22 protein-coding genes, 1 tRNA gene and 1 other RNA gene are annotated in these 26,630 nt (G+C 39.7%); 18 read left to right on the top strand and 6 right to left on the bottom strand.

The genetic code is table 11. The features are described from left to right. Positions 1-44: 44 nt before the first annotated feature. A complete protein-coding gene (locus VB733_RS02755) occupies positions 45-950 on the bottom strand; it encodes an alpha/beta hydrolase (RefSeq protein ID WP_323338577.1) in 906 nt (301 codons plus the stop codon). A 21-nt stretch (positions 951-971) separates the two neighbouring features. On the opposite strand from VB733_RS02755, the gene VB733_RS02750 reads away from it, so the two are divergent. Beyond that, positions 972-1,139 (top strand): hypothetical protein, encoded by a 168-nt coding sequence (locus tag VB733_RS02750; RefSeq protein ID WP_323338576.1) that lies wholly within the window; start codon positions 972-974, stop codon positions 1,137-1,139. Here VB733_RS02750 and VB733_RS02745 read toward each other — a convergent pair. Continuing rightward, positions 1,128-1,847 carry a hypothetical protein gene (locus VB733_RS02745; protein ID WP_096613467.1) on the bottom strand — a complete coding sequence of 240 codons (720 nt, stop codon included), beginning with the start codon at positions 1,845-1,847 and terminating at the stop codon, positions 1,128-1,130. The two genes, VB733_RS02750 and VB733_RS02745, sit on opposite strands and share 12 nt — an antisense overlap. 414 nt (positions 1,848-2,261) lie before the next feature. Between VB733_RS02745 and VB733_RS02740 the strand changes: the two genes are divergently transcribed. Together VB733_RS02740 and VB733_RS02735 are read left to right on the top strand one after the other, a co-directional pair. Then, on the top strand, positions 2,262-2,807 hold the full coding sequence (locus VB733_RS02740) for a GNAT family N-acetyltransferase (RefSeq protein ID WP_323338575.1): 546 nt from the start codon (positions 2,262-2,264) through the stop codon (positions 2,805-2,807). 262 nt (positions 2,808-3,069) lie between these two features. Beyond that, positions 3,070-3,143 (top strand) — tRNA-Pro (locus tag VB733_RS02735). Positions 3,144-3,383: 240 nt separating this feature from the next. Here the strand turns inward: VB733_RS02735 and VB733_RS02730 are convergent. After that, entirely contained in the window at positions 3,384-3,572 is a 189-nt protein-coding gene (locus VB733_RS02730; protein ID WP_323338574.1) for a hypothetical protein, read from the bottom strand. Positions 3,573-3,734: 162 nt separating this feature from the next. On the opposite strand from VB733_RS02730, the gene VB733_RS02725 reads away from it, so the two are divergent. The 9 genes from VB733_RS02725 (at position 3,735) to VB733_RS02685 (ending at position 16,388) form a co-directional block, all read left to right on the top strand. Next, the gene (locus VB733_RS02725; protein ID WP_323338573.1) at positions 3,735-4,556 is read left to right on the top strand and encodes a Tic22 family protein; all 822 of its coding nucleotides are present in this window, start codon (positions 3,735-3,737) and stop codon (positions 4,554-4,556) included. A 29-nt stretch (positions 4,557-4,585) separates the two neighbouring features. Continuing rightward, a complete protein-coding gene (gene prmC / locus VB733_RS02720) occupies positions 4,586-5,617 on the top strand; it encodes a peptide chain release factor N(5)-glutamine methyltransferase (protein ID WP_323338572.1) in 1,032 nt (343 codons plus the stop codon). A gap of 255 nt (positions 5,618-5,872) precedes the next feature. Continuing rightward, positions 5,873-8,953 carry an NACHT domain-containing protein gene (locus tag VB733_RS02715; RefSeq protein WP_323338571.1) on the top strand — a complete coding sequence of 1,027 codons (3,081 nt, stop codon included), beginning with the start codon at positions 5,873-5,875 and terminating at the stop codon, positions 8,951-8,953. A gap of 43 nt (positions 8,954-8,996) precedes the next feature. After that, positions 8,997-9,212: a Uma2 family endonuclease gene (locus VB733_RS02710; protein ID WP_323338721.1), complete on the top strand. Its 216-nt coding sequence runs from the start codon at positions 8,997-8,999 to the stop codon at positions 9,210-9,212. A gap of 727 nt (positions 9,213-9,939) precedes the next feature. Further along, positions 9,940-11,007, top strand: coding sequence for a glycosyltransferase family 4 protein (locus VB733_RS02705; protein ID WP_323338570.1), 1,068 nt, complete (start codon positions 9,940-9,942; stop codon positions 11,005-11,007). A gap of 105 nt (positions 11,008-11,112) precedes the next feature. Next, positions 11,113-11,313, top strand: coding sequence for a zinc ribbon domain-containing protein (locus tag VB733_RS02700; protein WP_323338569.1), 201 nt, complete (start codon positions 11,113-11,115; stop codon positions 11,311-11,313). Between the two features lie 405 nt (positions 11,314-11,718). Then, positions 11,719-12,753 carry a zinc-dependent alcohol dehydrogenase gene (locus tag VB733_RS02695; protein ID WP_323338568.1) on the top strand — a complete coding sequence of 345 codons (1,035 nt, stop codon included), beginning with the start codon at positions 11,719-11,721 and terminating at the stop codon, positions 12,751-12,753. 190 nt (positions 12,754-12,943) lie between these two features. Beyond that, positions 12,944-14,020 (top strand): J domain-containing protein, encoded by a 1,077-nt coding sequence (locus tag VB733_RS02690; protein WP_323338567.1) that lies wholly within the window; start codon positions 12,944-12,946, stop codon positions 14,018-14,020. A 625-nt stretch (positions 14,021-14,645) separates the two neighbouring features. Next, positions 14,646-16,388 (top strand): alpha/beta hydrolase, encoded by a 1,743-nt coding sequence (locus tag VB733_RS02685; RefSeq protein WP_323338566.1) that lies wholly within the window; start codon positions 14,646-14,648, stop codon positions 16,386-16,388. A gap of 13 nt (positions 16,389-16,401) precedes the next feature. Here the strand turns inward: VB733_RS02685 and VB733_RS02680 are convergent, their stop codons facing one another. Both VB733_RS02680 and VB733_RS02675 read right to left on the bottom strand, forming a co-directional pair. Further along, a complete protein-coding gene (locus VB733_RS02680; protein ID WP_323338720.1) occupies positions 16,402-16,722 on the bottom strand; it encodes a hypothetical protein in 321 nt (106 codons plus the stop codon). A gap of 751 nt (positions 16,723-17,473) precedes the next feature. Continuing rightward, complete coding sequence (locus VB733_RS02675) at positions 17,474-17,629, bottom strand: hypothetical protein (RefSeq protein ID WP_323338565.1); 156 nt, start codon at positions 17,627-17,629, stop codon at positions 17,474-17,476. A gap of 115 nt (positions 17,630-17,744) precedes the next feature. On the opposite strand from VB733_RS02675, the gene VB733_RS02670 reads away from it, so the two are divergent. From VB733_RS02670 to ssrS, 3 genes are all read left to right on the top strand, one after another. Continuing rightward, positions 17,745-18,248 (top strand): pentapeptide repeat-containing protein, encoded by a 504-nt coding sequence (locus VB733_RS02670; protein WP_323338564.1) that lies wholly within the window; start codon positions 17,745-17,747, stop codon positions 18,246-18,248. Further along, a complete protein-coding gene (locus VB733_RS02665; protein WP_323338563.1) occupies positions 18,245-19,459 on the top strand; it encodes a 5-(carboxyamino)imidazole ribonucleotide synthase in 1,215 nt (404 codons plus the stop codon). The genes VB733_RS02670 and VB733_RS02665 overlap by 4 nt, the downstream gene beginning before the upstream one ends. Before the next feature lie 53 nt (positions 19,460-19,512). Continuing rightward, positions 19,513-19,697: non-coding RNA, 6S RNA (gene ssrS / locus VB733_RS02660), on the top strand. Between the two features lie 110 nt (positions 19,698-19,807). Here the strand turns inward: ssrS and VB733_RS02655 are convergent. Continuing rightward, entirely contained in the window at positions 19,808-20,371 is a 564-nt protein-coding gene (locus VB733_RS02655; RefSeq protein WP_323338562.1) for a hypothetical protein, read from the bottom strand. A 522-nt stretch (positions 20,372-20,893) separates the two neighbouring features. Here VB733_RS02655 and VB733_RS02650 point away from each other — a divergent pair. The 3 genes from VB733_RS02650 (at position 20,894) to VB733_RS02640 (ending at position 26,534) form a co-directional block, all read left to right on the top strand. Continuing rightward, positions 20,894-21,787, top strand: a complete 894-nt coding sequence (locus VB733_RS02650) for an undecaprenyl-diphosphate phosphatase (protein ID WP_323338561.1) — start codon at positions 20,894-20,896, stop codon at positions 21,785-21,787. Positions 21,788-21,920: 133 nt separating this feature from the next. Then, the gene (locus tag VB733_RS02645; protein WP_323338560.1) at positions 21,921-23,261 is read left to right on the top strand and encodes a TIGR03279 family radical SAM protein; all 1,341 of its coding nucleotides are present in this window, start codon (positions 21,921-21,923) and stop codon (positions 23,259-23,261) included. A 498-nt stretch (positions 23,262-23,759) separates the two neighbouring features. After that, the gene (locus VB733_RS02640) at positions 23,760-26,534 is read left to right on the top strand and encodes a glycoside hydrolase family 10 protein (protein WP_323338559.1); all 2,775 of its coding nucleotides are present in this window, start codon (positions 23,760-23,762) and stop codon (positions 26,532-26,534) included. The last annotated feature ends 96 nt before the right edge of the window (positions 26,535-26,630 follow it).

Here is a 26,630-nt window from a genome sequence, read left to right as displayed (position 1 = left end):
TACATGATTGTCAAGAAAAGGCAAAGCACCAACATCAACCAGCCCTAAGAATGCTGCGCCACAAGTCTACGGATTTCATCGGCAACGGCATGAGGTTGTTCTAACATTGCTAAGTGTCCGCAATTAGGTATTTCGGTCACATTTTCACCGCTATATTGAAACGAAGGGTGGAAACTGGCTAAATGACGGACGTATTTTGGTTCCATAACTTTATCTTCGGCACCAGCTAGGAAGTAAACTGGCTGTTTGATTTGGGCGACTAACTGGGGTAGGCGATTAACTTCTTCTTCAGTTGTCGAGTCAAGTAGTGATCCTAGCGCAGCTTCAGGATCAGCGACAATAAAATCTATAACTCTTTGCCTTGCCCATTGTCGTTCCAAAGGACGCACAACACTGGCTCGCGTAAATAATAAATCAATTAGTGGTACTTGAGTCAGCCATCGCGGACGTACTTGTAAAAACTTTTGTCCTGCTGTCCGAAATTGCTCGAATGCTTCTTTTAAGTAAATACCACCACCAGCGTTGACACAAATAACACCTTTAACTACATGAGATAATTGTACAGCAGCCCAAAGTGCGATCGTACCTCCCAATGAGTGACCAACTAACCAAGCACTCTGAATATTGAGTTTTTGTAACAGAATTGCTAAATCCTGAGCATAGGTTGTTGGCGCATAAAGAGAATCAAAGGGATTAGTATCAGCCCTGTAATCTGGGGAAAAAGTCAAATCTGTGGTGTCGCGATTATTATCTACTTTGGTTTGTGATTCGCCAAAACCTCTAAGATCGTAAGATAAGCACTGGAAATCGTCTTTGAGAAGAGAAATCACAGGTTGCCAGTATCCACGACTATTTAGCCAACCGTGGACAAAAACTAAAGTATCTGGGTTTGATGTCGGGTTTGTGAGTTCGTACGCGTGTGGAACGCCCAAGATTTCGATAGTTGCCATATTTCTATCGTACCCTTAAGGATGGCTGCGGCTGAATTCATTTGCAAAAGAGAACCAGAGAAAGTGGAAGTTAAAAGTAAAAATAACAGATTTTTTGCTGATCTTTATTGTCCTTTTGCTATTTTTATTTGCAAAAATAAAACTATTATTCTGCCTGTTGATGCTGCTATCTGCTTATTACCTGCCTAGTAACCTCTGTCGTACACCTTCGGCAATTTTATGCCCCAGATATTCTGGTATTAAACTTTCGTTCGGTCCCAGGAGGTAAAGTATGAGTCGGGTACGTCCACGCCAAACTAATAAATTGGCATTGACAACCAAAAGGTCTTCTTGCCAGATTGCGTACATAACTTTGTAAAATAAGCCGGGTTGGTTGTCGGCTTCAATTACCAATGCTGGTAAGTGGAAAACCGGATCGACGTAAAATTCGGTTTGAACCTGTTCTAAGCCAGCATCTAAATTAAATTCCACAGCTAGCATTTCTTCAACTTCAAATCTGCCACCAAGGGCTTCGCGGATTGCACGACAGACGTTTTCGGCGGTTTTGTCAGTCAGGGATTTACTGCCACGGGATATGATGAGCTTGATAAATACCAGCATCGGCGGTTTTATTTGCCCGTAAAGACTTAGTGAATGGATTGTGAGTCCATAAGCTGCTAAAACGCCGAAGATATCGCTGAGTAAGAAAGATTGGTTTCGGTAGGCAAAATGCAGGGCACTTTTACTACCTTCGGGTTTGAGTTCGATGACTGCGCGTCTAGTTTTGTATAGACGGTAGGCAAGACGTAAATTTTGCAGTTGAATTTCGCTACTCACAAATTGCTCATAAAACTGGGGAAAAGCTCTATTAAAGCGTTTGAGAAGTTCGAGGGTAGAAGTTTTTAAACCAGAAGCCATCATGCTTTGTATTCTTGGTTATTGGTTAGTTAATTAGGAATTAGGAATTGGGAATTGAGTTGTGGTTGTTAAATTAACCAGGATAAATTACTTGAGTATAAAACTACTTAGGGTTTAGGAAATTAAGTGATACAGGACAAGTAGCTGAAAATATCAAAAAAAATGATAATTGTTTCTAAATTCAAGACAAATCCTCTGGGTTAGGTGAAATATTCTCCTAGCCTTTGCAACAAAGTGCTAAAGTTGAGATTGATTGGTGTAAAACACGCTCATTACTGACTAACGTCAACTGCAAAATCGACTAATGCTTACATAAGTTTAAGTGCGAGATGTCATAGATGTGTTAGAAAGTCGATTGTGTATTCACACTATTTCAATCGAAGCCAATTCTGTTATACTCCCGAACCACCTGGCATGGGTTTTTGGAAAACTTGGTTTAGTACCTCCGATACTGCGACAACCCGCACAACTCCATTTGAAGAGTATGTGGACACCTCTGGTAATTCCACCACTGGTAGCGATCGCGAATCCTCCCTTAAAGAAGTTCGTATTGTTTTTAGTACCGAGCGCGACATTGATTTGTACGAACTCGAAGAACTTTGCGATGCTGTGGGTTGGTCCCGTCGTCCCTTACGAAAAGTCAAAAAAGCGATCGAACATAGTTTTCTCGTTGCGTCGATGTGGCAAGTACGAGGAAATCAACGTCGGTTAATCGGTTTTGCCCGTGCGACTTCAGATCATGCATTCAATGCCACAATCTGGGATGTGGTTGTTCATCCAGATTTTCAAGGCAAAGGTCTAGGTAAAGCCTTAATGAAATACGTACTCAAAAAGCTCAGAAGCGAGGAAATTAGCAATGTCACCCTCTTTGCCGATCCTCATGTAGTCGATTTTTATCGTGGCTTGGGCTTTATGTGCGACCCTGAAGGCATTAAGGGTATGTTTTGGTATCCGCAATGAGGGGATGAGAAGAATGTGAGAGTCAACACAATTGGCAATACTCGCTTTCGCGAAAGCGATTACCAAACAAAGTTTAAAATTTATCTATCCATCAATGAATTTAGGGGCTTATACCATCAAGGAATAATTGGTCAAGGGTCAGGATGAATAAACATTGTCTTTTCTTCTGTACAATTGCAACTGGATATGCTATTGTTAGTTATAATTGAAATTCCGTGTCCTAAAGTATTAATTCTTAATGATATGGGACTAAATCATATTCCGGGATGTAGCGCAGCTTGGTAGCGCGCCTGCTTTGGGAGCAGGATGCCGCAGGTTCGAATCCTGTCATCCCGATGTTTGACTAAATGTCAAAAATACCTTTTCAGACCCAAAATGTAGTCACCTACTTGGGTTTTTTTATTATTCCTTCGGAAACGTCAATACAAAACTTAACAAAATTTTTATTTATTTTTATCTAATCAAAACTACGGGTTTTCCGGGTAATGCCACATGTTTTTAAGTCACAAATTTATAATATTACGCAATTGTTTGTAAATACAAGCAATATACCTTTTCGGTATGCTGTGAGTGAATTTAAACTGCGAGCAACAAATCCTCAGTACCGTAAAAAGCTGTAGATTTAATCACACTTTGTCCAAATTGGGGTGGAACGATCGCAATCGGAGAGCGTCGATTATAACTGACAAAGGCAATAAAATAGCATTTGTCACTATGCGTAAACAAGGAACTTTCGCCATCAGCAGACGACAGACAGTCATACATGTAAACAATTTCGCAATAACTAACCAAAAAGCAAACACGAAATTGACAAACAACCGCATAGGCAATTAGTTACGGATAGTTTCGACAGCTACAACTATTTATTGCCAAGCTAAGTCAAACATCTGTCTGATTTGATTTAAAGTTTTAATGTTAGGAGAAGTCATGAAATCATTGGTTCGCTGGGGCACAACATTCGGTTTGGTGGGGAGTACTCTGTTGGCAACAGTTGTTAGCGGAATTGCCCCAGTGTTTGCGTTACCAGAACAGCAAATTAAAGAAAAGTTAGATTCTGTTCCTGTTTGGTTAATCACTAACCCCCAAGGTTTACCACTTAGTCGGCAATTACCCGATCCTCAAAACGCTCAAAAATCGAAAGGTTCGGTTACTGGGGTTTACATGAGCCGCCAAGACGCACAAGCTTTTATTAAAGAACTGCAAGCAGTCAAAAATCCCGATCCGAAAATGGCAGAAATGTTGAAAAGCTTGCAAGCAACTGCCGTACCTTTAGGAAGTATTTACCAACAGCTACAGGAAAGCAAAAACAAACCTGACAGCTTGAAATTCGCCTTTAAACCAAATGATCAAGATGTGAAAGGAGCTGTTGAATTACTCAAAGCTAGTGGTCAGAAGGTTGAACAATTTAGAAGTGTACCTGTATTTATGGTACGATTTGCTCCTGATAAGGGATATGTACCCATTCAACTTGGTACAGACAAGAAAGAGTATATCCCCATGTTTACCAGCAAACAGGATGCAGTCGCCTTACTTGGTCAGGTTAAACCAAAATTTGCCAAAGCTGACATTCAAGTTGTTGATGTCGATGGTGTGATTAAAACCCTACAAGATAAAAACGACGAATGGCTCAAACAGGTGGTATTTTTCCCATCACCAGAAGCACGAGAATACATTCGTACCTTGGCAAACAATAAACCACAACAACCTGGGGCAAAACCAGCCACTCAACCTGCTGCTCCCAAAAAGTAAGATAAATATTGGCATATGGGCATAAGTTAATGGCAGACAAGGAAGACAAGGAAGATTTAGGAACACAGGGATGCGGCGACGAGGGTAAGAAGAAACAGGAAGAATCATCTCCCTCCCCATCTTCTGATTCTCCTATTTTCCCGTCTCCTTCACTGCCCAATGCCCAATTCCCCAATTTAGTATCCGGTGAAGAACTTTGGCTGTGGCGAAATGCAGCAATATCAAGTGCGATCGCTCATAATATTCAAACAAGGGAAGTCGATTGGCTATTGCGAGAAATAGCTGGTTTGGATAGTTTAAATTTGCGCTTGGAGTTGTATAGAGAGCAACCGGAAATCAAGATGTCTCTACCTCTGGCAGATTTAGATGTGCTGTGGCAAAGAAGATTGCATGAACGTTTGCCAGTACAATACATTGCTGGAGTTACTAATTGGCGACAGTTTCAACTCCAAGTCACACCAGCAGTTTTAATTCCCAGACAAGAAACTGAGCTGTTAATTGATTTGGCTTTGGCGGCGACTGAGAATAATCAAAGCTTACGAAATGGTAATTGGGCAGATTTAGGAACTGGTAGTGGAGCGATTGCGATTGGATTGGCTGATATTTTTCCCAATGCTGTAATTCATGCAGTTGATCTTAGTATGGCAGCGCTGGAGATAGCGCAGAGGAATGCAGAGAATTTAAGTTTTCTAGAAAGAATCAAATTTTATCAAGGTACTTGGTGGGAACCGCTTGCACATCTCCAAGGCAAATTTAGCGGCATGGTATCTAATCCACCGTATATACCCAGAGAGACAGTGTTAACTTTAGACCCAGAAGTTGCTAATCATGAGCCACATTTAGCTCTGGATGGTGGAGCTGATGGCTTAGATTACATTCGTCATTTGATCCAGGTTTCTCCAGAATATTTGCAATTTGGTGGTGTGTGGTTAATTGAAATGATGGCTGGACAAACTGAGATAGTCCGCGAGATGTTGGAAAATAATGGTAATTATTGCAACATTGAAATTCATGCTGATTTAGCTGGGATTGAAAGGTTTGCGATATGCCAGAGGCATTAAGCTTTGGTTATGGTATTGCAAGGATAATAGTTATATAGTTATTAATTTATTAAGTAAGTCATAAGATTACATGTAACATTTCTACGCATGTGAAATCGAAAATTCCGTTATACTCATAGTCATAATCATGTGTGGTTAAGTATTTATTATTAAGCCTGACACGGGGATTTGGAGACGCGGAGAAGCTTTAATTGTAAGTGATTAGCCGAACTTGATATTAAGCGCTAAACATAAACTCCAGTATCAATTTTGTCTATGGAATGGTTAGCTTTGTGGGGTATTCAAACTGCGGTGGGGTTTCTATTTACTCCTGTGATGCAGAAGTTTGCAGAGGATTTGGGTAAAGATTTACTCAAAGATGTGCTTAAGGATGTACTCAAGGGTTTACCGGGGAATATTCTGCAATCTTTAAAAAAAGAGGAAATTGATATTGCGGTTGGGAAAGCAATAAAAGAGTTTTTAGAAATTCTTCAGCAGGAATTAATTAATAGTGATTGTAGTGAAGATGAAGTTAAAAAATATAATTCGTCTTTAACTGAATTTCTCCGTATTGAGCAAGTACAAGAGATATTAGGTAGTGCTTTCCATCCTGAATGTAGAAGTATTGATACTCAAAGTTTAGAAAAAACTTGGTATGACCAAAATTTATTGGCATTACCAGAAGATTTTGATTGGAAACGCTTAAATAAACCTTATCTCAACAAAGTTAAAGCTATTATTCGCGAGTCGGATAAACTAAGAAATGCATTTGATTCTTATCAGTTAGAAAAAACAGCTAATAATACTCAAGAGCTAGTTGGAGTCTCTCCTGATTTCGATTTACGACGCTATCAAGAAGGTATTCGTAAAAAGTATGGCTATCTTAATTCAGATTCTCTCGATAATAGTGCTTATGAATATAATTCTTTGAGATTACAACAGGTTTTTATTGCTCAGAATGTGCGTGAATGTGTGAAGATTTTACCTCATGTGTTTGAACGCAGTAAGGAAGATCAAAAATGTCGCAACGAAACGGGTAAAGAATTAAAAATTACGGATAAACATGAGTTGAAAAGATATTATAAAAGTTACATTGAAGCGCCAATTCGTTCTGTCATCGATATTATTAACGAGAAGAAAAATCGCAACTATTTAGTTATATTAGGTGACCCAGGTGCGGGAAAATCAACTTTATTACAATTTTTAGCTTTAAATTGGGCAGAATCGACATTAACTAATTACTTTAATCAGCCAATTCCAATCTTGATTGAGTTGCGAACCTATGCACGGCGATTAAATGAGAAGCATTGTCAAAACTTTCTTGAATATTTACATGATGCATCAGGAACAATTTGCCGTCTAAATCAATTGAGATTACGTGAAGAATTACAAAAAGGTAATGCTTTGGTAATGTTTGATGGGTTGGATGAAGTATTTGAGCCAGCCCAAAGGGAAGATATTATTAACGATATTATTCGCTTTACTGGTGAATATCCCGACGTGCAAGTAATTGTCACTTCTCGCGTGATTGGTTATAAAGATGCACGCTTTCGGGATAGCGAATTTCGCCACTTGATGTTACAGGATTTTGATGATGGACAAATCCAGGACTTTATCAAAAGATGGCATCAATTAACTTTTAATGATAAAGCCGATGCAGAAGATAAAAAAGCACGGTTAGAAAGGGGAATAGAACGCAGTAAAACGATTAAAGAATTAGCTGTGAACCCTTTATTATTAACAATAATCGCAATACTCAGCCGGAATCGGGAATTACCACAAAAGAGAAGTGAATTATATGAAAAAGCATCAGAGGTATTGTTAGGACAATGGGATGCGGAAAGACATTTAAAGGATGCGAGAATTAAATTTGCAATTGATTTAAGTGACAAACAGACAATGTTGCGACAAGTTGCTTACCAGATGCAGGCAAATGAAAAAGGTTTGACAGGAAATTTAATTAATGGCAACGATTTAAAGCAGATTTTTCAAGGATATTTAGAAACACTCATAACACAAAAGATTGAGGCGAGGGAAACTGCGAATATTTTGATTGAACAATTGCGTCAGCGTAATTTTATTTTGTGTCATGTTGGGGATAATTATTATGCCTTTGTGCATCGGACATTTTTAGAGTATTTTTGTGCAGAAGCTTTTCGCTGGCAATTTGAAAAAGAAAAAAATTTGACTTTAGAGGAACTTAAAACTGATGTTTTTGGTAAGCATTGGCATGATGAAAGTTGGCATGAGGTTTTAAGATTAATTGCTGGGGTAATTAACGTTAGCCATGTCGCGAAGATTATTGAACATTTGATGGGAATTGATGGGGAAGCAAATAAGTTTAGCAATTTGTTTCTAGCTGCGGGATGTTTGCCTGAAGTCAGGGAAAGGAGAAGTCAGGATATTTATGCTCAAGATAGGAAGTTGTTTGAACTTATTAAAAACTTAATTAGTTATGGGTTTTATTATGAGGACGAACTAGATGATGAGGACTATATTGACTCAAATGAAAATGTTAGAAAAGTGCGGGTTTTAGCATTAAAAACAATTGCGTTCGTATGGAATGAGAATCCAGATACTTTACTTTTGTTGAAGCAACAGGCTCTAACTAATAATGATACGTATGTAGTGATTGCTGCGGTACAGGAATTAGCCCGCAATTTCAAAGATGATCCAGATACCCTACCTTGGTTAAAAAAACAGGCTTTAGCTTTAACTAATACTAAAGATATAATATATACATACAATTCAAATATAAAACGTTTACGAGTTACTGCGGTACAGGAAGTAGCCCATAATTACAAAAATGACCCCGATACCCTACTCTGGTTGAAACAACGCGCTCTCACTGATGATAATTGGGATGTGCGACGTGCTGCGGTACAGGAATTAGCCCGCAATTTCAAAGATGACCCCGATACCTTAACCATATTGAAACGACTAGCTCAAACTGATGATGATTGGTCTGTGCGACGTACTGTGTTAGAGGAATTAGCCCACAATTTCAAAGATGACCCCGATACCTTACCCATCTTGAAACAACTAGCTCAAACTGATGATAATTCGTTTGTACGAGGTGCTGCGTTAGAGGAGTTAGCCCGCAATTTCAAAGATGAAACAGGAATTTTTGAATTGTTTGGCGATGTTGCAGTTAATGACCCATTTCAACATAGTGAGGGTATATTTGGTCAGTTTGAAACTAATCCTCGTCAAGCTGCACTGGAGATAATTCTCAAGTATTATCCCAAGCATTCCGACACCTTAGCACTGTTACGCGATCGCTCTATCAATGACACCGATGAAAAATTGCGGGAATTGGCGAAGGAACAGTTACAGAAATTGGAACCAACCAATTAACCCCAATATCCCCCGATTTCTGGTTCTTACATTTTGAGCTGATCTGAAACTTGAAATAGAAATTAAGAGTTACGCAAAAGCCGGAATTAAGGATTATTGGGTTTTAGATGTCATAAATCGTCAGTTATATGTCTTACGAGAACTCCTTCAAGAAGGTTATGGTAACGAAGTGGTTTTAGACGAAAATGCGATTATTTGCCCATTACAATTTCCCGATTTACACGTACAAGTTAGGGAAATTTTACCACCAGTGATTTGAGTTAATGCTGAATTGAGATTTTTCGCGGGGGAGAAATTCGCTTTCTTGGATTCGTAGAATTGGTAGTGCGATCGCAATCAGAATTCACGTTAATTAATTGCTATTTTCTAATTTCTCTAACTGAAAATCTTAAATAAATATTAAAAATCTTAAATCTCCAGATTGTCACATAAACTACAATTTACCTATTTTTAAAAGCCTAATTATAAATTTTTTCTGTAATTTTCCCAAGTTTATGGGAAGCTTGCCAAAGCTAGAATTGCCAAGAATTTGAGATGATTACAGGAAATAATTTTGCGTGAAAAAAGCGCTTTTTTGGACAATTTTTTGTTTATTTGCAGATTTTCATCTTATTTGAGGCTACTAGTAAACATACAAAATAATTACTCCCGCATCTAAATTTAGTGCTTCAATGACCAAAGCTTCTGGTTTTACTATGATCCCCTGGATAGATGAAGTGAAATCATTATTGATTGTAATGTTACGTATGTTGTTGCTTAATCACAAAAATTGGCTAGCTGCACTTAGTCGCTGTTAATTTGTCAAGTAAGGTCAAATGGAAGATTGCTATTTTGATCACCGACTCGGTTAATGTAAACTTGACATGGATGAGTATATTTGCTCAACCAATTCAAATCTGTTTAAATCTGAACTCAAATTCTGAACTTAAATTCTGAACTTAAGTCAAGATGTACAGGGCTTTTCACCTGCTGAACCAAAACAAGTTATGAAAATCGCTCAAGTCGCCCCCTTATGGGAACGAGTTCCACCCCCAACTTATGGAGGAATCGAACTGGTGGTGAGTCACCTTGCCGATGAACTGGTACGTCGAGGTCATGATGTAACATTGTTCGCGTCTGGAGACTCGCAAACATTAGCGAAGTTGGAAGCTATATGTCCCCGTGCATTGCGTTTAGACCCGGAATTTCGGGAATACTCAGTGTATGAAACGCTCGAACTCAGCCAAGTGTACCAACGTGCTGCGGAATTCGATATTATTCACTCCCATGTAGGGGTTACGGCATTAGCTTTAGCAAATTTTGTACCAACTCCAACGGTGCATACATTGCACGGTAGCTTCAACAGTGAAAACAAAAACGTATACAGCCACCATCGCCAGCAGCCATTTATTAGTATTAGTAACGCCCAACGCCAAGTAGATTTAAATTACATTGGTACAGTCTACAACGGTATTAACCCTGATAGTTACCAATTTTTTGCTCAACCTCAAGACCCGCCTTATTTGGCATTTTTAGGTAGATTTTCCCCAGAAAAAGGACCGCACCATGCGATCGCGATCGCCAAAAAAACGGGTTGGCGGTTAAAAATGGCAGGAAAAATTGATCTAGTTGATGCAGAGTTCTTTGAACGTGAAATAGCACCCCAAATAGACGGTAAGCAAATCGAATATCTGGGCGAAATTAAGAACGCAGAGAAATCAGAACTTCTCGGTAAGGCATCCGTGGCACTCTTCCCCATTACCTGGCACGAACCCTTTGGCTTGGTAATGATTGAAGCAATGGCAGCTGGTACGCCAGTGATTGCAATCGGTATGGGTTCCGTACCAGAGGTTATTGCCCACGGTGAAACAGGTTTTGTCTGTCAGAACTATGAGGAAATGGCTGCAATGATTCCTCAAGCATTGGAACTTAACCGTCACCAATGTCGGCAGCATGTAGAAGATAACTTTAGCGTTGCCCAAATGGTTAATGGGTACGAGCAAGTTTACCAGCAGATAATTCAACAACGAATTAGTCAAAATGGACATCTTCATGCCGCAAAAATCCACTTTTAACTAACTTTTTTCAACAGACTTTAATTGAATTTAAGAAATTTGTAATTTCCTCTGACTGGGGAAATTAATTGTCTGCAAAGAAACACACACAAGGAGAACAGTGGTATGAGTATGAGAGCCAGCAGTTGCCCCTGTTGCGGTAGTTCCATGCTGTTGCGTCATGTCCGTCACGGTCAAATTTATTGGTTCTGCCAATCTTGCCGCCAAGAGGTGTCTTTATTGATTGTCAATCGGGTTGCTGGAACTGGCTCTATGAATATAGGAGTGTCTGCTCAACCAGCTGTTATATCAGGTTCCCCTGAATAATGACGATAAAACCGACGCGGAGAAAAAGGAATCATAACTGATTAGCCGGACTTGATATTACATTCTTAAAATTTCACATCAACAATTAATCATAAGACCAACTGGTCTGTTAACAATTTCCCCTGCTCTGCCTGATAAAATCAGGTGGAGCTAATTTATCTTTGAAGTCAGAAAGTTCCGAATGTGGGACGCGGGGATAGGGGGATGCGGTGACGCGGGGATGCAGTGTTCATATAGATAAAGAAATAACAAGAAATAACAAATTCAGAAATCCAGAAATTCAGAAATCATAAAGATGTAGAAAATTGTCACCGCGTCTCCCCCTCTCCCACTCTCCCACTCTCCCACTCTCCGCGTCTTTCTTACCCAATTCCCATTAACTATTAATAAATAGGAGATTAAAAATTGCTCGCTGCTGTACTTTACGATCGCGAAGATTTACGTCTCGAACAAGTCCCAGAGCCAACTCCCGCAATGGGTGAGGTGGTGATTCGAGTTGGAGCAGCTACAACTTGCGGAACCGATTTGAAAGTATGGCGACGTGGTGGACATGCGAAAATGCTGAAGCCACCTACTTTGTTTGGACATGAGTCTGCTGGGGAAATAGTGGCGCTGGGGACAGGTGTAACTAATTGGAAAATAGGCGATCGCGTTGTTGCCAACAATTCTGCACCATGCATGAATTGTTTTTTTTGTCAACGCCAACAATATTCGCTTTGTCCGCATTTAACTTGGAATAATGGTACTTTTGCCCAATATCTCAAAATTCCTGCACCAATTGTCGAACATAATTTATTGCCACTTCCCGATGATTTGCCTGACGAATTAGCAGCCATGACTGAACCCTTGGCTTGTGTATTACACGGGGTAGCGCGTTCGGATGTGAAACCTGGGGATCGGGTAGTTTTATTAGGTGATGGTGCCATTGGGTTAATGTTTGTGGCGAAATTAGCAATTGATTGTCATGTAGAAGTATTTGTTTTTGGAGGTAGCGATCGCAGATTAGAAATTGCCAGGAAACTCGGTGCTAGTCAGACTTTCAACTATCATCAAATTCCCGATATCCCTAGTGTTGTCAAAGAATTAACCGATGGATTGGGTGCAGATATTGCGATCGAAGCAACTGGTGTACCTAGTGTTTGGGAAACAGCAATTAATTGTGTTCGTCCTGGTGCTACCGTCAATTTATTCGGTGGCTGCCCCAAAAATACATCAATTAATCTCAATACTGAGCAATTACATTACAGCGAACTGACAGTTAAAGGTGTATTTCATAACACTCCATATTTTGTTCGTCAAGCGCTAGAACTCATCACCAGCCGCAAAATCCCCTTTGAATTATTAATTAGCGAACAGCGTCCATTGACAGATTTGGAACAAGTATTCGTGGATATGCGAGAGCGGAAAGTGATTAAAGTTGCAATTAATCCTTTTTATTAAGTTTTTATTTGCAATTGTTATTTTTGTTAATTTTTCTGTCATCCTAGTTCTACTCATTGGTTTTACAAATTAACCTAACTTTTAGGTATCCTATGAAACCCAAATGATTACTTATCAATAAATTCCTGCCGCATCTCCAGTTCTCGAATTTCTCACCAAGCACGATAAGTATTCAAAAACTAATTAAATCATGCCTCGTACAAAAACAGCCCCCAATAAACGCGCTACCGCGACAACTCTTGCACCTTCCGAACTGCATCTACGGATGGAAGGGTTAGAAGTAGAACACCAAAAACTACTCAAACAAATTAAGAAAAAACGTAAGGAACTTGATAATTTTATCGAGCAAATGCGTTCTATTGCTACAGAAATATTTGGTCGAGCCACGCCAAATTATCAAAAGATGGCGCAAATTGATCAAGAAATTCATAGTTTGTTTCGAGAAATTTTAGAAAAGAAGAAACTCGGCAAGCAAAGTAAAAGGAAAATAGAAGAAATTTACCGTAGTTTGCAACATGCGGGAATTATTAGTCATAAAGCCTTCCAAATATTCGACGATCAAGATTTAGAAGAAGAGTTAGAAAATTTAGAAGAGGAATTTGGAGTCGATTCTGAAGAATTTAAGTCACAGCGATCGCAGCATCATTATTACTATCATCGACCCGATTCGGAAGTAGAGTCACCCTCAGCAATCAGAAGTGAATCTTCTAAAAAGATACGCCATATATTTTTAAGATTAGCAGAAATATTTCACCCAGACCGAGCTAAAGATAATGACACCCAGAAGCGCCACACCGAGATAATGCAAGAAATTAATAAGGCTTATCAAGAAGGTGATTTAGCCAGACTTTTGGAAATTGAACAACAATATGAAGTCGGAGAAGAAATTGATAGTAATAGCCAAGATGATTTGAGTCGAAAATGTTCTCGTTTAGAGCAGAACAATAAAATTTTGAAAAATCAATATGAAAGTCTCAAAAAAGAACTACGAGAGGTGAAAAAGACTCCCGAAGGTGAGATGCTTGCCGATTGTAAGAAAGCCAAGAAACATGGAGTTGATCCCGTTGATGAAATCTTAGGTCAATTAGAATCGCAAATTGAAGTTGTCTCAGAAATACGCGACTATGTCAAAGATTTTCGAGAAAAAAAATTGACAATCAAGGAATTCCTGGAAGGACCAGAAGTTTTGCGCTCCCTGCAACGGGACATGATGGAAGAACTATTGGAAGAAATGTTAGAAGAATTTGGCGGTGCAATTAGGTTTTGATTTTTAACATTTTCTGAGGTTGAGTGGCGCGATCGCATGTACTGGAGTTATGGCAATGAAGAGAGGATGCGATCGCCTGTTTCTAATTGGCGTAGTCTGATAGTCTAATCTAATAGCTTGTATTACGTCTCGCTACATAACATAGATCAAGTTTTACAAGCACTTGGTGACAATCAAAAGCAATCAAGAGAAGGTACTACAGTTACTGCGGGTTTTATCTTGAATTCAACCCACCTGCTAAACATATCCGAAACCAGCACTCCGATTCAAAATTCTCCGTGTAGAGTTTATAGCAGGTATCTAGACGAACCTAATATAATGTATAATTCCCATTGTCACAAATTGGTACTTATCAATAAATCTACGGAGATAGTAAATAATTAAGCTAATAATAATTTGAGCAACCTAACTTTGGGAAAGATTGCTCAAATGGGTTTCGGTATATAGTTTCGGTTTATCAGGTTGCAAATATATTTACTTTATAAAATATAAATCCTTGAAAAAGCTTCAGTGTAAATACTAAATAATCCCATTTGATGATTACCTGATCCGAAAAATTGCGGTTGAGACAGGTAGAGGATACTGACAAATACGTAGAATGAATCGAATTCAGGGTATTTTGCATATGACACCGAAAAACACCAAACAGCAGCACTACCTCAAAACTATACTCAGTGCTGTCAGTAGTAGCATTTTTTCCATACTAGCTAGCGCGACTCCCGGATTAAGTGCAAGCCGTATTGCTTTTTATTATCCTCCTCTAGGAGAATTTACAATTTCCGCAGATGATATTGAACTCTTTGCCAAGGAAGGGAAGATAACCGAAGACTTGGCATTTTACATTAACCGTATTCCCAAAGCTCAAAGAAGCCAATTTCGCGAGCTACTAAATACCCGCTTTCAAGTTAATGCGACTTTAGTTTCCCAGTTCACATATTCTCAATTAGGTGAAAAGGTAGTTGAAAGGTTAGGGACGCTGTTACAAACAGAATCGCGAGCAGGTAATTTTTTTGCCTTGCGTTCTGCTCTAATTTTATCGGCAAATGAACCACAAGGTTTAAATATTGTCAATATCATTCGTCGTTATCCTTCTCATACTATTCGCTTGAATTTTAGCGAAATTCAGGGAATTACTAATGAATTAAACAGTTTACTGAATAAGCGTGATGCTGTCGTTGCTCAACTCAAAGAATTAACAGCTATTGAAGCCAAAAATCAGCTAAATACAAAGGCAAACATAGATTTTGCTCAACAGCGAGATTTGCGGATTGCTGGGGGTTTCACCTGGCGAAAACAGCCAGTGGTAATGAATGACTTGTTCCGTAAACGTGTGTTTGCAGTTGATATGTACCTACCGCAAACACAGATACAAAGAGGCGAAACTGGGCAAAAAATTAAACCACCACTCCCATTAATTGTAATTTCTCATGGCGTTGCCGAAGACCGCGAAACTTTTGCTTATACTGCCCAACATCTTGCTAGTTACGGTTTTGCTGTTGCAGTTCTCGAACATCCTGGTAGTGATGCCACTAAGATTCAGCAATATTTTTCCGGTTTGTCGAGTCCTCCAGAAGCGCGGGAGTTGATTAATCGTCCTCTGGATATTAAGTTCTTACTGGATGAGTTACAAAGCAATAAGAAGTCTTACGCTAATTGGAAAGGATTATTTAATCTCAGTGAAGTCGGTATAATTGGACATTCCTATGGGGGCTATACTGGCTTGACTTTAGCTGGCGCAAACTTAGATGAAGCAGGTATTCGCAAGAATTGTAACCCTAACAAATCATTAAATTTATCAGTATTTTTACAGTGTCGCGCCAATGAATTATTACAAGAGCGAGTTGTTGTCTCCAATTTACAGGACTCACGAATTAAAGCAGTAATGGCGATTAATCCTTTAAATAGCGTTGTTTTAGGAAAACAAGGATTAAGTAAAATTCAAGTTCCGGTGATGTTGATGGGAGGTAGCCAGGATATCATTACACCTTTAGTTCCCGAACAGGTAATTCCCTTTACTTGGTTGCAAACAAAGAATAAATACTTAGCCACTATTGAAAATGCAACCCATTTTTCGACTGCGGAAAAGTTGGACAATTCTCAAGGGGTTTTACCCGTTCCTAAACAGTTGGTTGGTCCCGACCCAGCGATCGCCCAAACCTATGTTAAATCACTTAGCGTCGCTTTTTTCCAAACTCATTTACTCAACCAACAACAGTATCAACCATACTTAAGCGCAGCTTACAGTCAATATATTAGCCAAGCACCACTCAATTTAAGCTTTGTTAAGTCATTAACAGCAGAAGAGTTGCAAAAAATGATGGATGGGGAGTCGGGGAAAAGGGGAATTCGCAGTTTACTCATGCCTTAACTAAACCCCCTGATTACATATCTTCTATTTCTAATCTGGCGGCGGTGATGGCATCAAAGGCAAACGCCACAATCATCGGCATCGGACATTTGAATAAATAAGTGGAAATCACTGCTGCGATCGTACCTACTATCGCCGAAATTGACCAGAATCTCTCCTCGAATGTCATACCTTTTTCGGTTTTAATAAATCTTAAAACTTGTTGAGGAATCGGTTCGGGCATGACTGCACCGGGTGGGAACGCCCAATAATTATTGCACCGCTCAATATACAAATCCGTCCAGCCATTTTCTTGGCACCAATCCTCAATCCATTGCTCGTGATAATGCTTCATCGCTGTGCGGGGTTTTAGGCTTCGCATAATTAGTTGTTAATGAATGAATATAAATGTTTCAATAGCTTTCTGACAAGTTAATAAGAAGGCTCGTTAACAATAATTTTGAATTGCATTTTGCAACCATTGTTAACTTATATTAAGCATCCTGTCCCAACCTGTAGAGTCATTTAAGACTGGTTTTCACCAATCCTTGAATATCACCAGACTAACAGCAAATAAGCTTTGCTTATCTGAAAAGAAAATAAACTTTACCTTGGCATTTTCAACTCAATATTTTGCAACATTCTTTCCAGCAATCGCTAATAAAATGTAAATTAATTATGCATTTACTTGATTTATTAATAATCCCCCTACAGGAATAAGTAGGGAAAGCAAGAATTCATCAATAAGGAAATAATTATCAGAAATAATACCTAAAAGAATACTTATAAATCAATTTGTTCAAAGACACTTTCTAAAGTAAATATAAAGCTTAATTTTGTGGGAAAAAGCCTAGCTATTTGTGAAAATAAGATTAAGAACTTGAGAGTGATTCGGAGAATTTTATCCCTATAAATTAGCTTTGCGAAACTACTAGTTTCTCAACAACTAAGTAGGATGCTGCTAAATACTTAAATCCCAGCAGCCAAGTTGATTGAGTCTTCCAGTTTAGTTGAGAAATAGCCTTTTCAGCGAGAATGAAAAGGAATAACTTCAAATCAAGCAGGTTTTCAATCACACTAAAAATACTTATCGAAATAAGATTTTTCTAGCTGCCCACAAACGCAGACAATTCATATTGATACAGGCTAATGCCAGCATCGCAAATCCTCGTCAATCTTTGTAATCCATGACTTGACATCGCCTGAGTCACCATCTCTGCGGAGACTAAAATGAGACTGAAATCAAAAATATATGACATCATACTTCCGAAATCACATCTAGATTGCGACATCACCCACAATGGTGAGTAATATCACTCCTTTGCGATAAGCTTAAAAAATAGATTGAAACATCAAACCCTCACATGGCGACTTGATATGTTTTTGAGGCTACTGGCAGCATTGATTTTGGTAATTTTAGTTAATATAGTTTCTCTAATTTGTCCAACTGTCGCCGCATATGCAGATTGGACACATCCTTTGTCATTTAGTAATGCAGAATTGACAAGAAAAGACTTTTCGGGGCAGGAATTACAAGCATCTGAGTTTTCCAATGCCAATATGGAGTTTACCAACTTTCAAGATGCTGACTTGCGGGGTGCAGTCATGAGCGCTTCGGTAATGACAAAAGCGAACTTACATGGAGCCAATCTATCGAATGCGATGGTAGATCGGGTAAACTTAACAGGGGCGGATTTAAGTGACGCAATTTTCCAAGAAACGCTATTGCTGTATGCGACTCTCGCAGATGTAAATATCGAAGGTGCTGATTTTACTGATGCAATATTGGATGGATTGCAGGTAAAAGAATTATGCGTCAAAGCAAGTGGTGTGAATTCGCAAACAGGTGTTCAAACTCGTGATTCACTAGGGTGCAGATGAAACGTGTTGGTGTAATTGGTGGTGGACAATTAGCTTGGATGATGGGAAGTGCAGCGAAAAAGCTAGGTATCGAACTAGTTGTACAAACTCCAAGTGCAGACGATCCCGCAGTGATTTTAGCAAAACAACAACATCCTCTCGATTCCACAATATTGAGTAGCATGTCCAGTTTCTTTGTGCAAGCGCGTGTAGATGATGCGATCGCCACTGGAGAACTGGCGAAAAAGAGTGATGTGATTACGTTTGAAAATGAATTTGTTGATTTAGAAGCATTATCCGGTTTAGCAGAACGGGGGGTGTGTTTTCGTCCTCGTTTGGAAGCCCTTGCGCCACTATTAGATAAGTATCATCAACGTTGCTATCTGCGGGATATTGGTATCCCAGTTCCCAAATTTGTGGCTTTAGATTTACCACAAGATGTTAGTGACGAATATAAGTTCGGCAAATTTGGTTTTCCTGTTGTCCTCAAAGCCCGTCGCCACGCTTACGATGGGCAAGGGACTTACATAATTAAAGATATTCAACACCTGCAAGCAACTCTCAAACAAATCGACAATGGACGCTTCAAAACTAGCCACGCTGAATTTTTGCTCGAAGAATTTATCCCATTTACCCGTGAACTCGCAGTTATTGCTGCACGTTCGGTAAACGGTGAAGTTGTCAACTATCCAGTGGTAGAAACTCAACAAAAAGAACAAGTTTGTCGTCGAGCGATCGCACCTGCGGATATTTCCCCCCAAGTCACAGCCAGCATCGAAAATATTTCTCGAACTTTACTCAACAGTCTCGATGTTGTGGGTGTATTTGGGATAGAACTCTTCCTAACGGCAGATGACAAGGTTCTCGTAAATGAAATTGCTCCCCGTACCCATAATTCCGGGCATTTTTCCCTTGATGCTTGTCAAACTTCGCAATTTGAACAGCAGTTACGGGCAGTCTGTGGGCTACCCTTGGGAAACCCCGCCTTGATTTGTCCGGGTGCGGTAATGGTAAATCTTTTAGGATACGAACAAGGAACCAGTGACTACCAAGAAAAACGCCAGCGTATCGCAGCCCTCAAAAATGCCCGTCTCCACTGGTACGGTAAATCCGAATCACGTCCCGGTCGCAAATTGGGACATGTCACGATACTATTAGATAACTCCAATCGTAATCATGCGATCGAAGTCGCACAACAAGTAGAATCAATCTGGTATCCAAATCAAACCTGAAAAAAATTCTATTTGGGACTGCCAACATAATTTTTGAAGGTTATAATGTGTTTATTGCGCTGCAACGTTGGTGACTGCCATCAAGTTTTTTGATCTATGTCTTTAAGAAAATGGGAGTTAATTGTACTTTGTGGCAGTATACCGGGCTTAGTTCTCGGAAACTTTAAACGAAGCGAAAGATTCCCACCCTGGTTTATCCAGGTCAAAAACTTAGGTAAAACGGCGTTGCGGTCATAAAAACAATCTACCTGAATATCCCCGATTTGTTGAATCAGTCGGGGATATTTAACTTTTGGTAGTCTCATAAACCATTTTCTGGAATAAATAACGTGAGTTCCAGAATCGGAATCAATCGGGTGAATAGTTAGTTCCCACCACTTTGCCATCCTTGAAATAAACAGTCACCATTTCCGCATTGTAACGACCATCAGTTAGATCAAGAATATAATGTAGATTCTGGTCAGGTGTGGCTAAAAACTGCCTCCTGTTAAGTCTATGATTTTCTGCATCATTAGCGTCCTCATTTCTTAGTGTCCATTCCGGTTGACGGAACCTTCCCCCTTTTGGAAAACGCTGGTTAAATAAGCCTTGAACCTCCTGAATTGTCATACCATTTTTAATATCGAGATAAAACTTGGTGAAAGGTTTTACAGGAGTGAGAGCTAAAAAGTGCAGAGCTAATAGACTGATATTGAAACCGAAGAAAAGCCACAATTCTTGTTTACGCCGATATTGTACGTATACTGGCAAGAGTAAGATTAGGGCTAAAACAGCCATAAATAAGTAAAATTTCCAGAACAAGGAAGTAGCAAATTTATAGTCCAGGAATAGTCCCAACAAAAATAAGGCTACTAAAAAAACAACCTCGACAATGAGTTCGATCGCTTTTGAATGACGCTGGATATATTTCATTTCACCGTATCTTGTGTTTTCTGAGTGGAAAGAATACCTCAGTATACGGCAACACCAGAAGCAAAAAGATACCGTAAAGTAGTAAGTATTTTATTTGGATACATTGGACATACATAGTCATTCACTGAAATCAATTACTGCTTATACCATTTCACTAAAATCGTGAAACATATCCAAATTCTGAAACCCTTGTAAAATCAGGATTTCTTAATTGCGAATTGCGTAGCTTTAGCTTCTCGCTCTGCGAGTATTGCGAATTGTGAATTGGTATTACTTGCGTCACAAAGTTTTGTCAATCAGTGTGACTCCGCTTTTGTGTGTGCGATCGTTCGTCGAACTAAACGTTAAAAATGACACATTAATCTCCGTATTAGCCCCTATGAATCAATAGCTTCCTTTTTGATAATTGCCATAACTCTTTCCCTGTGTAAAAATATGTCTCCCGGAATAACTGACTATGATGACGTAAAGTTGGATAATTCCTTTTTATATGGTTACGCAGTTGTTTCTGGAGTCTAGTTGATGGGGATAACATTTTTCGCGGGTGAACTTTTACACCACTTAATGCAAACTACTGGTAGCGTCACTGTAAACGAACCAAGTTTGATTGTGAAAATTTTCCAAGGCTTTATTTTGGGTATAGTCCAGGGAATTACAGAGTTTTTACCCATTAGCAGCACGGCACATCTAATTATATTTCGGGATATTTTACATTGGGATGCATGGAAGAAGGAAGCTGTTGATGGGATTCAGCTTGGTAGTGTGTTTGCGGTATTAATGTATTTTTGGAGCGATATTCGTAATATTTTGGAAGGTGCTTGGTTGGCATTTAAACGCCAAGAATGGCAACGATACGAATGGAAGATGTTTCTGGGGATTGCGATTGGGGCTTTACCGGCATTATTGGGTGGCTTGGGATTAAAAATTTTAAAAGTCGAGTTAGAAAGTCCGTTGATGATAGCTGGTATGTCAATTGTGATGGCGACGCTTTTGGGCTTGGCGGAAAAATTTGGCTCGCGCAAGCGGGGGTTTGAAGAAGTAGATATTAAAGATGGAATTATTGTTGGTTTGGGACAGATGATAGCACTGCTACCGGGTGCTTCCCGTTCTGGTTCGACGCTGACAACTGCCTTATTTATTGGTTTACAAAGACAGACTGCGGCAAGATTTTCGTTTTTGTTGGGTTTACCGACATTGGCAATTGCGACTTTGGTACAGGCTAAAGATGTTCTCAATGTTGAGGGGATGTTTTTACCTCTGACAATTGGCATTCTGTCAACGTTTATCTTTTCTTATTTATCGATTGCTTGGTTACTCAAGTTCCTGCAAAGACACAGTAATTGGGTATTTGTCTGGTATCGTCTGGCATTTGGAACGGCAATTTTAATTGTGATTTCACAAAGAGCATTTAATTAATCGCTGATTGAGGATAGGGCATGGGTCATGGGGCAATAAATACTAACATAGTAGTTGGTTGGTAATTGGTAGTTAGCCAGCATCTAAGTAGCTTCTTCCCTTTACCTTTTACCCTTTACCCGGCATCCGTTCTATGTCTATCCGTCCTGCCCGTATCACAAAAGTATTATCTGATTCGATCGCTGCCGAAATTGGCTTTGATGTTGGTGATGCGATCGTCAGTATTAATGGTAGTCAACCCCGTGATTTAATTGATTATAGATTTTTATGTGCGGATGAATTTTTGGAACTGGAAGTTTTAGATACATCGGGGAAGACACATCACGTCGAAATTGAAAAAGACTACGATGAGGATTTAGGACTGGAGTTTGAAACCGCACTTTTCGATAATTTAATTCAATGTAATAACAAATGCCCTTTTTGTTTTATCGATCAACAACCGCCTGGTAAACGGGACAGTTTATATTTTAAAGATGACGATTACCGCCTCAGCTTTCTTTACGGTTCCTATCTCACCCTCACTAACTTGACTGCGCGAGAATGGGAGCGTATTGAAGCAATGCGACTATCTCCTCTTTACGTATCAGTACATGCCACGGAACCTGATGTCAGAATTAGACTACTCAAAAATCAACGCGCCGGGGAAATATTAGAGCAAATTAAATGGTTTCAGGAGCGAAGGCTACAAATACACGCACAAGTAGTGTTGTGTCCTGGGATAAATGACGGCAAACATTTGGAACAAACAATTAGAGACTTAGCGTCATTTTATACTGAAGAATTGCCGACAGTGACATCCGTAGCGGTGGTTCCCGTTGGTTTAACCCGATTCCGCCCCACAGAAGATGAGTTAACACCAGTTACTCCTGAGAAAGCAAAAGAAGTAATTATCCAGGTACAGCATCTTCAGCAGGAATTTCGTCAAAAATTCGGTTATCCAGTTGTTTGGTTAGCAGATGAATGGTTTTTAATCGCTGGTGAAGAATTGCCATGTGAAGCTGACTATGGGGATTATCCGCAAATTGATAATGGTGTCGGTTCAATTCGCTTGTTTCTCAAACAATTTGAGGCGATCGCAGATAAATTGTTACCAGCGAAGTTATCAGCAAAAATACGAGAGCGAAAGTTTACTTGGGTGGTGGGAAATGCTGTAGAACTGGCATTTCAACCAATTTTGCAGCGTTTAAATTCAGTTGCCGGATTGGCAGTGGAGATGCGCGCATTGTCAAGCGACTATTGGGGACAAAATATTAGTGTGACTGGATTATTGACAGGGCATGATTTGCTATTGAAATTGCAGGGGCAAGATTTTGGGGATGGAATTTTGTTACCAAGTGTAATGCTCAAGCATGGTGAATTAGTGTTTTTGGATGACTTGAGCGTTGAGGAAGTAGCAACTCGATTGGGTACAAAAATTACTCCAGTCGCAGGTGTAGAAGAGTTAATCAATGTCTGTATTCGTGAAGATGGTTAGATATTTAGTAATTCACGATTTCTGGAAAAATTTCATTAATTTATTTATTGTCACCGATGATTGTCATTTTTAAATTTTATACTTCGTTGGCATAATTCAGTAAATATACAGCACTTTGTTCTCAGTAAATTCAGTAAAATATATGGGTTGGAAAACAATTATATCAAATCTTTTTACTTCTATAGCCTGCGGTTATCAGTAAATATAAACATTCACTTGGCGTAACCATTATCGCCACCTCAAGTAGAAGAAATGCATCTATTACATAGTAAGTTTATTCTGACTTTTTTTGTGTTTATGATTATTCAATACTGTCAAATTCTCACACATTGCTGTATTGTTAAGTCCAGAATGCAAATGATAAATTTCTATAATTTTACCAGATAAATTAATAGTAATTAGCTACTATTAACTTCTGGCGAATAAATAATCTAAAACGAGTCAAAAAGAAATAATTAGTATTTATCATTAGTGACTATTCGCAAAAGGAGGACAGGCTTGAAAATTCAACAAAAAAATCAAAAAAAATCAAAAGTCAAGATAAAAACAACTAACTTATTTTTCGTTTATTTACAATTTCTTACTTTTAGTATCTTTAATATTTTACCTGCTACCGCTCAAACCGCCAGCACCAATTCCGATGCAAATTTAACCATTGTTTACAGTCGAGAAAATGCTAACCAATGGGCAGGCATCGCCAACCGCTTGCAAGCTACGGGTGTAAAATATTGCTTAGTGTCTTTAGATACAATTCAATCAGCAAATGATTGGGGCGATCGCAAAATCTTATTTTTACCGAATATTGAAACCATAACACCTGCCCAGGCGATCGCTTTAGAAGAATGGATGAGTCGGGGTGGTAGATTAGTTGCGAGTGGTCCTGTTGCCAGTTTATCTGCACCTGGAGTCAGGCAATTAATGAAAGCTTTACTCGGTGGATATTGGGGTTTTAGTTGGAATGAAATACAAAAACTACAACCATCCCCAGAAAAAATTACCCAAGATTGGGTCAAGGAAGGCGGCGTATTTGGGAAGGTACGCGGTGGTGTAGTCATCGCCGATAGCGCAGTCGGACAAACTGCGGCGACTTGGGATGCCAAAGATAGTCCGACAGCAGTTTTAACAACCGAGCGATCGACATTTTTAGGTTGGCGTTGGGGTGTGGATACTGCTGCTGCTAGCGAATTAGATGTCGGTTGGTTGCGTGCAGCTATTGCTCGTCACATGAAGTTAGCGCCAGGAGCTTCTACTAAGGTAAACGGAGCGAAAAGCTGTATTAAATCGATTGCAGAATTACCAAAACCTGCTTCCTTCAGTCAAAATTCTGAACAAAATTCTCAGCCAATACCACCAAGACAAGCAATTAGAATTAACCCCAATATTTTTTCTTCCCCTACTAATCCCACTCCAAATACAACAGCTGCACGATTTCCTAGTAACACACCCAGAAGTGATGAAGCGATCGATCAACTTGAACAATCTGTACGTTTGGATGTTGTCCCCAATTCCCAACAACCCATTAGTAGCAGAGAAGCGATCGCTCTACAACAAGAATTAAAAAATCTCATTGGACGTGTTGAAAGTGCCCAATTATCAGCATCTGCGATCGCTGGTAAAGCTTCCTCAACAAAAGCACAACAAGCTGAATACACATCCCTCCGCCCTAGAACTTTAATTCCCAACCCAGAACAAGCCCGTCAAATCGCTAATAATCTCCCTAGTTTAGTTGCTCAGAAACAATATAGCCAAGCTCGCCAGCAATGGTTATCAGCCAGAAGCTCACTCTGGAAGCAGTTCCCCACAAATCAAAGGTTGGCACAACCAGAAATTCGGTCGATTTGGCTCGATCGCGGCACAATTGTCAAAGCGGGGAACGAAAAAGCCTTAGCACAAATTTTTGATCGCATCGCCCAAGCGGGCATAAATACTGTATTTTTTGAAACTCTCAACGCCAGCTATCCCATCTATCCCAGTCAAGTAGCACCTCAACAAAATCCCCTCATTCGTGGTTGGGACCCCCTGGCATCAGCCGTCAAACTCGCTAAGGCTAGGGGTATTGAATTACACGCTTGGGTTTGGGTATTTGCCGCCGGGAATCGCCGCCACAACGAACTTCTCGGTATTAACCCTAATTATCCGGGACCAGTATTAGCAGCACACCCCGATTGGGCGGGATATGACAATCAAGGACAGATGATTCCTCCCGGACAAGGCAAACATTTTTTTGACCCAGCGAACCCGCAACTACGGCAGTATTTACTCAATCTCTACGAAGAAATTATCACCCGTTACGATGTTGACGGCTTGCAATTAGACTATATTCGCTATCCTTTCCAAGACCCTGCGGCTGGGCGTAGTTACGGGTATGGCAAAGCCGCCAGAATCCAATTTCAACAAAAGTACGGTGTAGACCCCACAACTATCAAGCCTAGCCAGGGAGATTTATGGCAGAAATGGACAGCATTTCGGACTGAAAAAGTCAATAGTTTTGTTGCCGAAGTTTCCCAGAAATTACGCCAAAAGCGACCAAATTTAGCTTTATCAGTAGCGGTATTTCCTCTGCCTGAACAGGAACGGATTCAGAAACTTCAACAGCATTGGGAAGTTTGGGCAAGACGAGGTGATATTGACCTGATTTTGCCTATGACTTATGCATTGGATACAGCACGTTTTGAACGCTTGGCGCAACCTTGGATTACTTCAACTCAGTTTGGACAACTGGGTTCAGCCTTATTAGTACCGGGGATTCGTTTGCTGAATTTACCCACTCCCGGAGCATTCGACCAAATTCAAGCAATTCGCGATTTACCAGCGATTGGTTATGCCTTATTTGCTGCCGAAAATCTCACGGGAGATTTAGAGAAAGTATTTAATAATACTCAGGGGAATTTTCCCAGTAATCTTCAAGACAATGAGAAAGAACCAATTCCCCACCGTCAACCATTTCAAAGTGCTGTTGCACGTTATACTGCCTTGCAAGCGGAATGGCAGTGGATTGAACAAAACAATCAATTACGTTTAACTCCCACGGCATTAGCAAGTTTTAAAGAACAAGCAAGTGTATTGGAGAACGCCTTAAAACAGCTAGCGGAGAAACCAAATGCCAGTAAATTAGTAACAGCGAGGTCATCACTAGTACGCTTCCAATCGTTATTTCGGGGATGGATGCGCCAGCATTCTGTAGATAATTATTATCAAGTGAGAGTCTGGGAAAATCGTTTGGTGGCAATCGAAAGATTGTTGAGATATGGGGAAAGGGTGAAATTTAGCTAGTACAAGAAGGCAATCCCGATGAAAAAATTTCATCGCCAAGCATCAAAGACGGACACGGAGAGACGGAGACGCGGGGAATAACAAATGACAATTAGT

Source organism: Calothrix sp. UHCC 0171 (genome assembly GCF_034931845.1).
In the GTDB taxonomy this organism is placed as follows: Bacteria; Cyanobacteriota; Cyanobacteriia; order Cyanobacteriales; family Nostocaceae; genus Brunnivagina.
This window is presented reverse-complemented; position numbering and strand designations above follow the sequence as displayed.

Bases quoted from the DNA above. Each gene is read 5' to 3' on its own strand.
- VB733_RS02755 (WP_323338577.1), bottom strand. From the start codon at position 950: ATGGCAACTATCGAAATCTTGGGCGTTCCACACGCGTACGAACTCACA.
- VB733_RS02750 (WP_323338576.1), top strand. From the start codon at position 972: ATGGCTGCGGCTGAATTCATTTGCAAAAGAGAACCAGAGAAAGTGGAA.
- VB733_RS02745 (WP_096613467.1), bottom strand. From the start codon at position 1,847: ATGGCTTCTGGTTTAAAAACTTCTACCCTCGAACTTCTCAAACGCTTT.
- VB733_RS02740 (WP_323338575.1), top strand. From the start codon at position 2,262: ATGGGTTTTTGGAAAACTTGGTTTAGTACCTCCGATACTGCGACAACC.
- VB733_RS02730 (WP_323338574.1), bottom strand. From the start codon at position 3,572: ATGTATGACTGTCTGTCGTCTGCTGATGGCGAAAGTTCCTTGTTTACG.
- VB733_RS02725 (WP_323338573.1), top strand. From the start codon at position 3,735: ATGAAATCATTGGTTCGCTGGGGCACAACATTCGGTTTGGTGGGGAGT.
- prmC (WP_323338572.1), top strand. From the start codon at position 4,586: ATGGCAGACAAGGAAGACAAGGAAGATTTAGGAACACAGGGATGCGGC.
- VB733_RS02715 (WP_323338571.1), top strand. From the start codon at position 5,873: ATGGAATGGTTAGCTTTGTGGGGTATTCAAACTGCGGTGGGGTTTCTA.
- VB733_RS02705 (WP_323338570.1), top strand. From the start codon at position 9,940: ATGAAAATCGCTCAAGTCGCCCCCTTATGGGAACGAGTTCCACCCCCA.
- VB733_RS02700 (WP_323338569.1), top strand. From the start codon at position 11,113: ATGAGTATGAGAGCCAGCAGTTGCCCCTGTTGCGGTAGTTCCATGCTG.
- VB733_RS02690 (WP_323338567.1), top strand. From the start codon at position 12,944: ATGCCTCGTACAAAAACAGCCCCCAATAAACGCGCTACCGCGACAACT.
- VB733_RS02685 (WP_323338566.1), top strand. From the start codon at position 14,646: ATGACACCGAAAAACACCAAACAGCAGCACTACCTCAAAACTATACTC.
- VB733_RS02680 (WP_323338720.1), bottom strand. From the start codon at position 16,722: ATGAAGCATTATCACGAGCAATGGATTGAGGATTGGTGCCAAGAAAAT.
- VB733_RS02675 (WP_323338565.1), bottom strand. From the start codon at position 17,629: ATGATGTCATATATTTTTGATTTCAGTCTCATTTTAGTCTCCGCAGAG.
- VB733_RS02670 (WP_323338564.1), top strand. From the start codon at position 17,745: ATGTTTTTGAGGCTACTGGCAGCATTGATTTTGGTAATTTTAGTTAAT.
- VB733_RS02665 (WP_323338563.1), top strand. From the start codon at position 18,245: ATGAAACGTGTTGGTGTAATTGGTGGTGGACAATTAGCTTGGATGATG.
- VB733_RS02655 (WP_323338562.1), bottom strand. From the start codon at position 20,371: ATGAAATATATCCAGCGTCATTCAAAAGCGATCGAACTCATTGTCGAG.
- VB733_RS02650 (WP_323338561.1), top strand. From the start codon at position 20,894: ATGGGGATAACATTTTTCGCGGGTGAACTTTTACACCACTTAATGCAA.
- VB733_RS02645 (WP_323338560.1), top strand. From the start codon at position 21,921: ATGTCTATCCGTCCTGCCCGTATCACAAAAGTATTATCTGATTCGATC.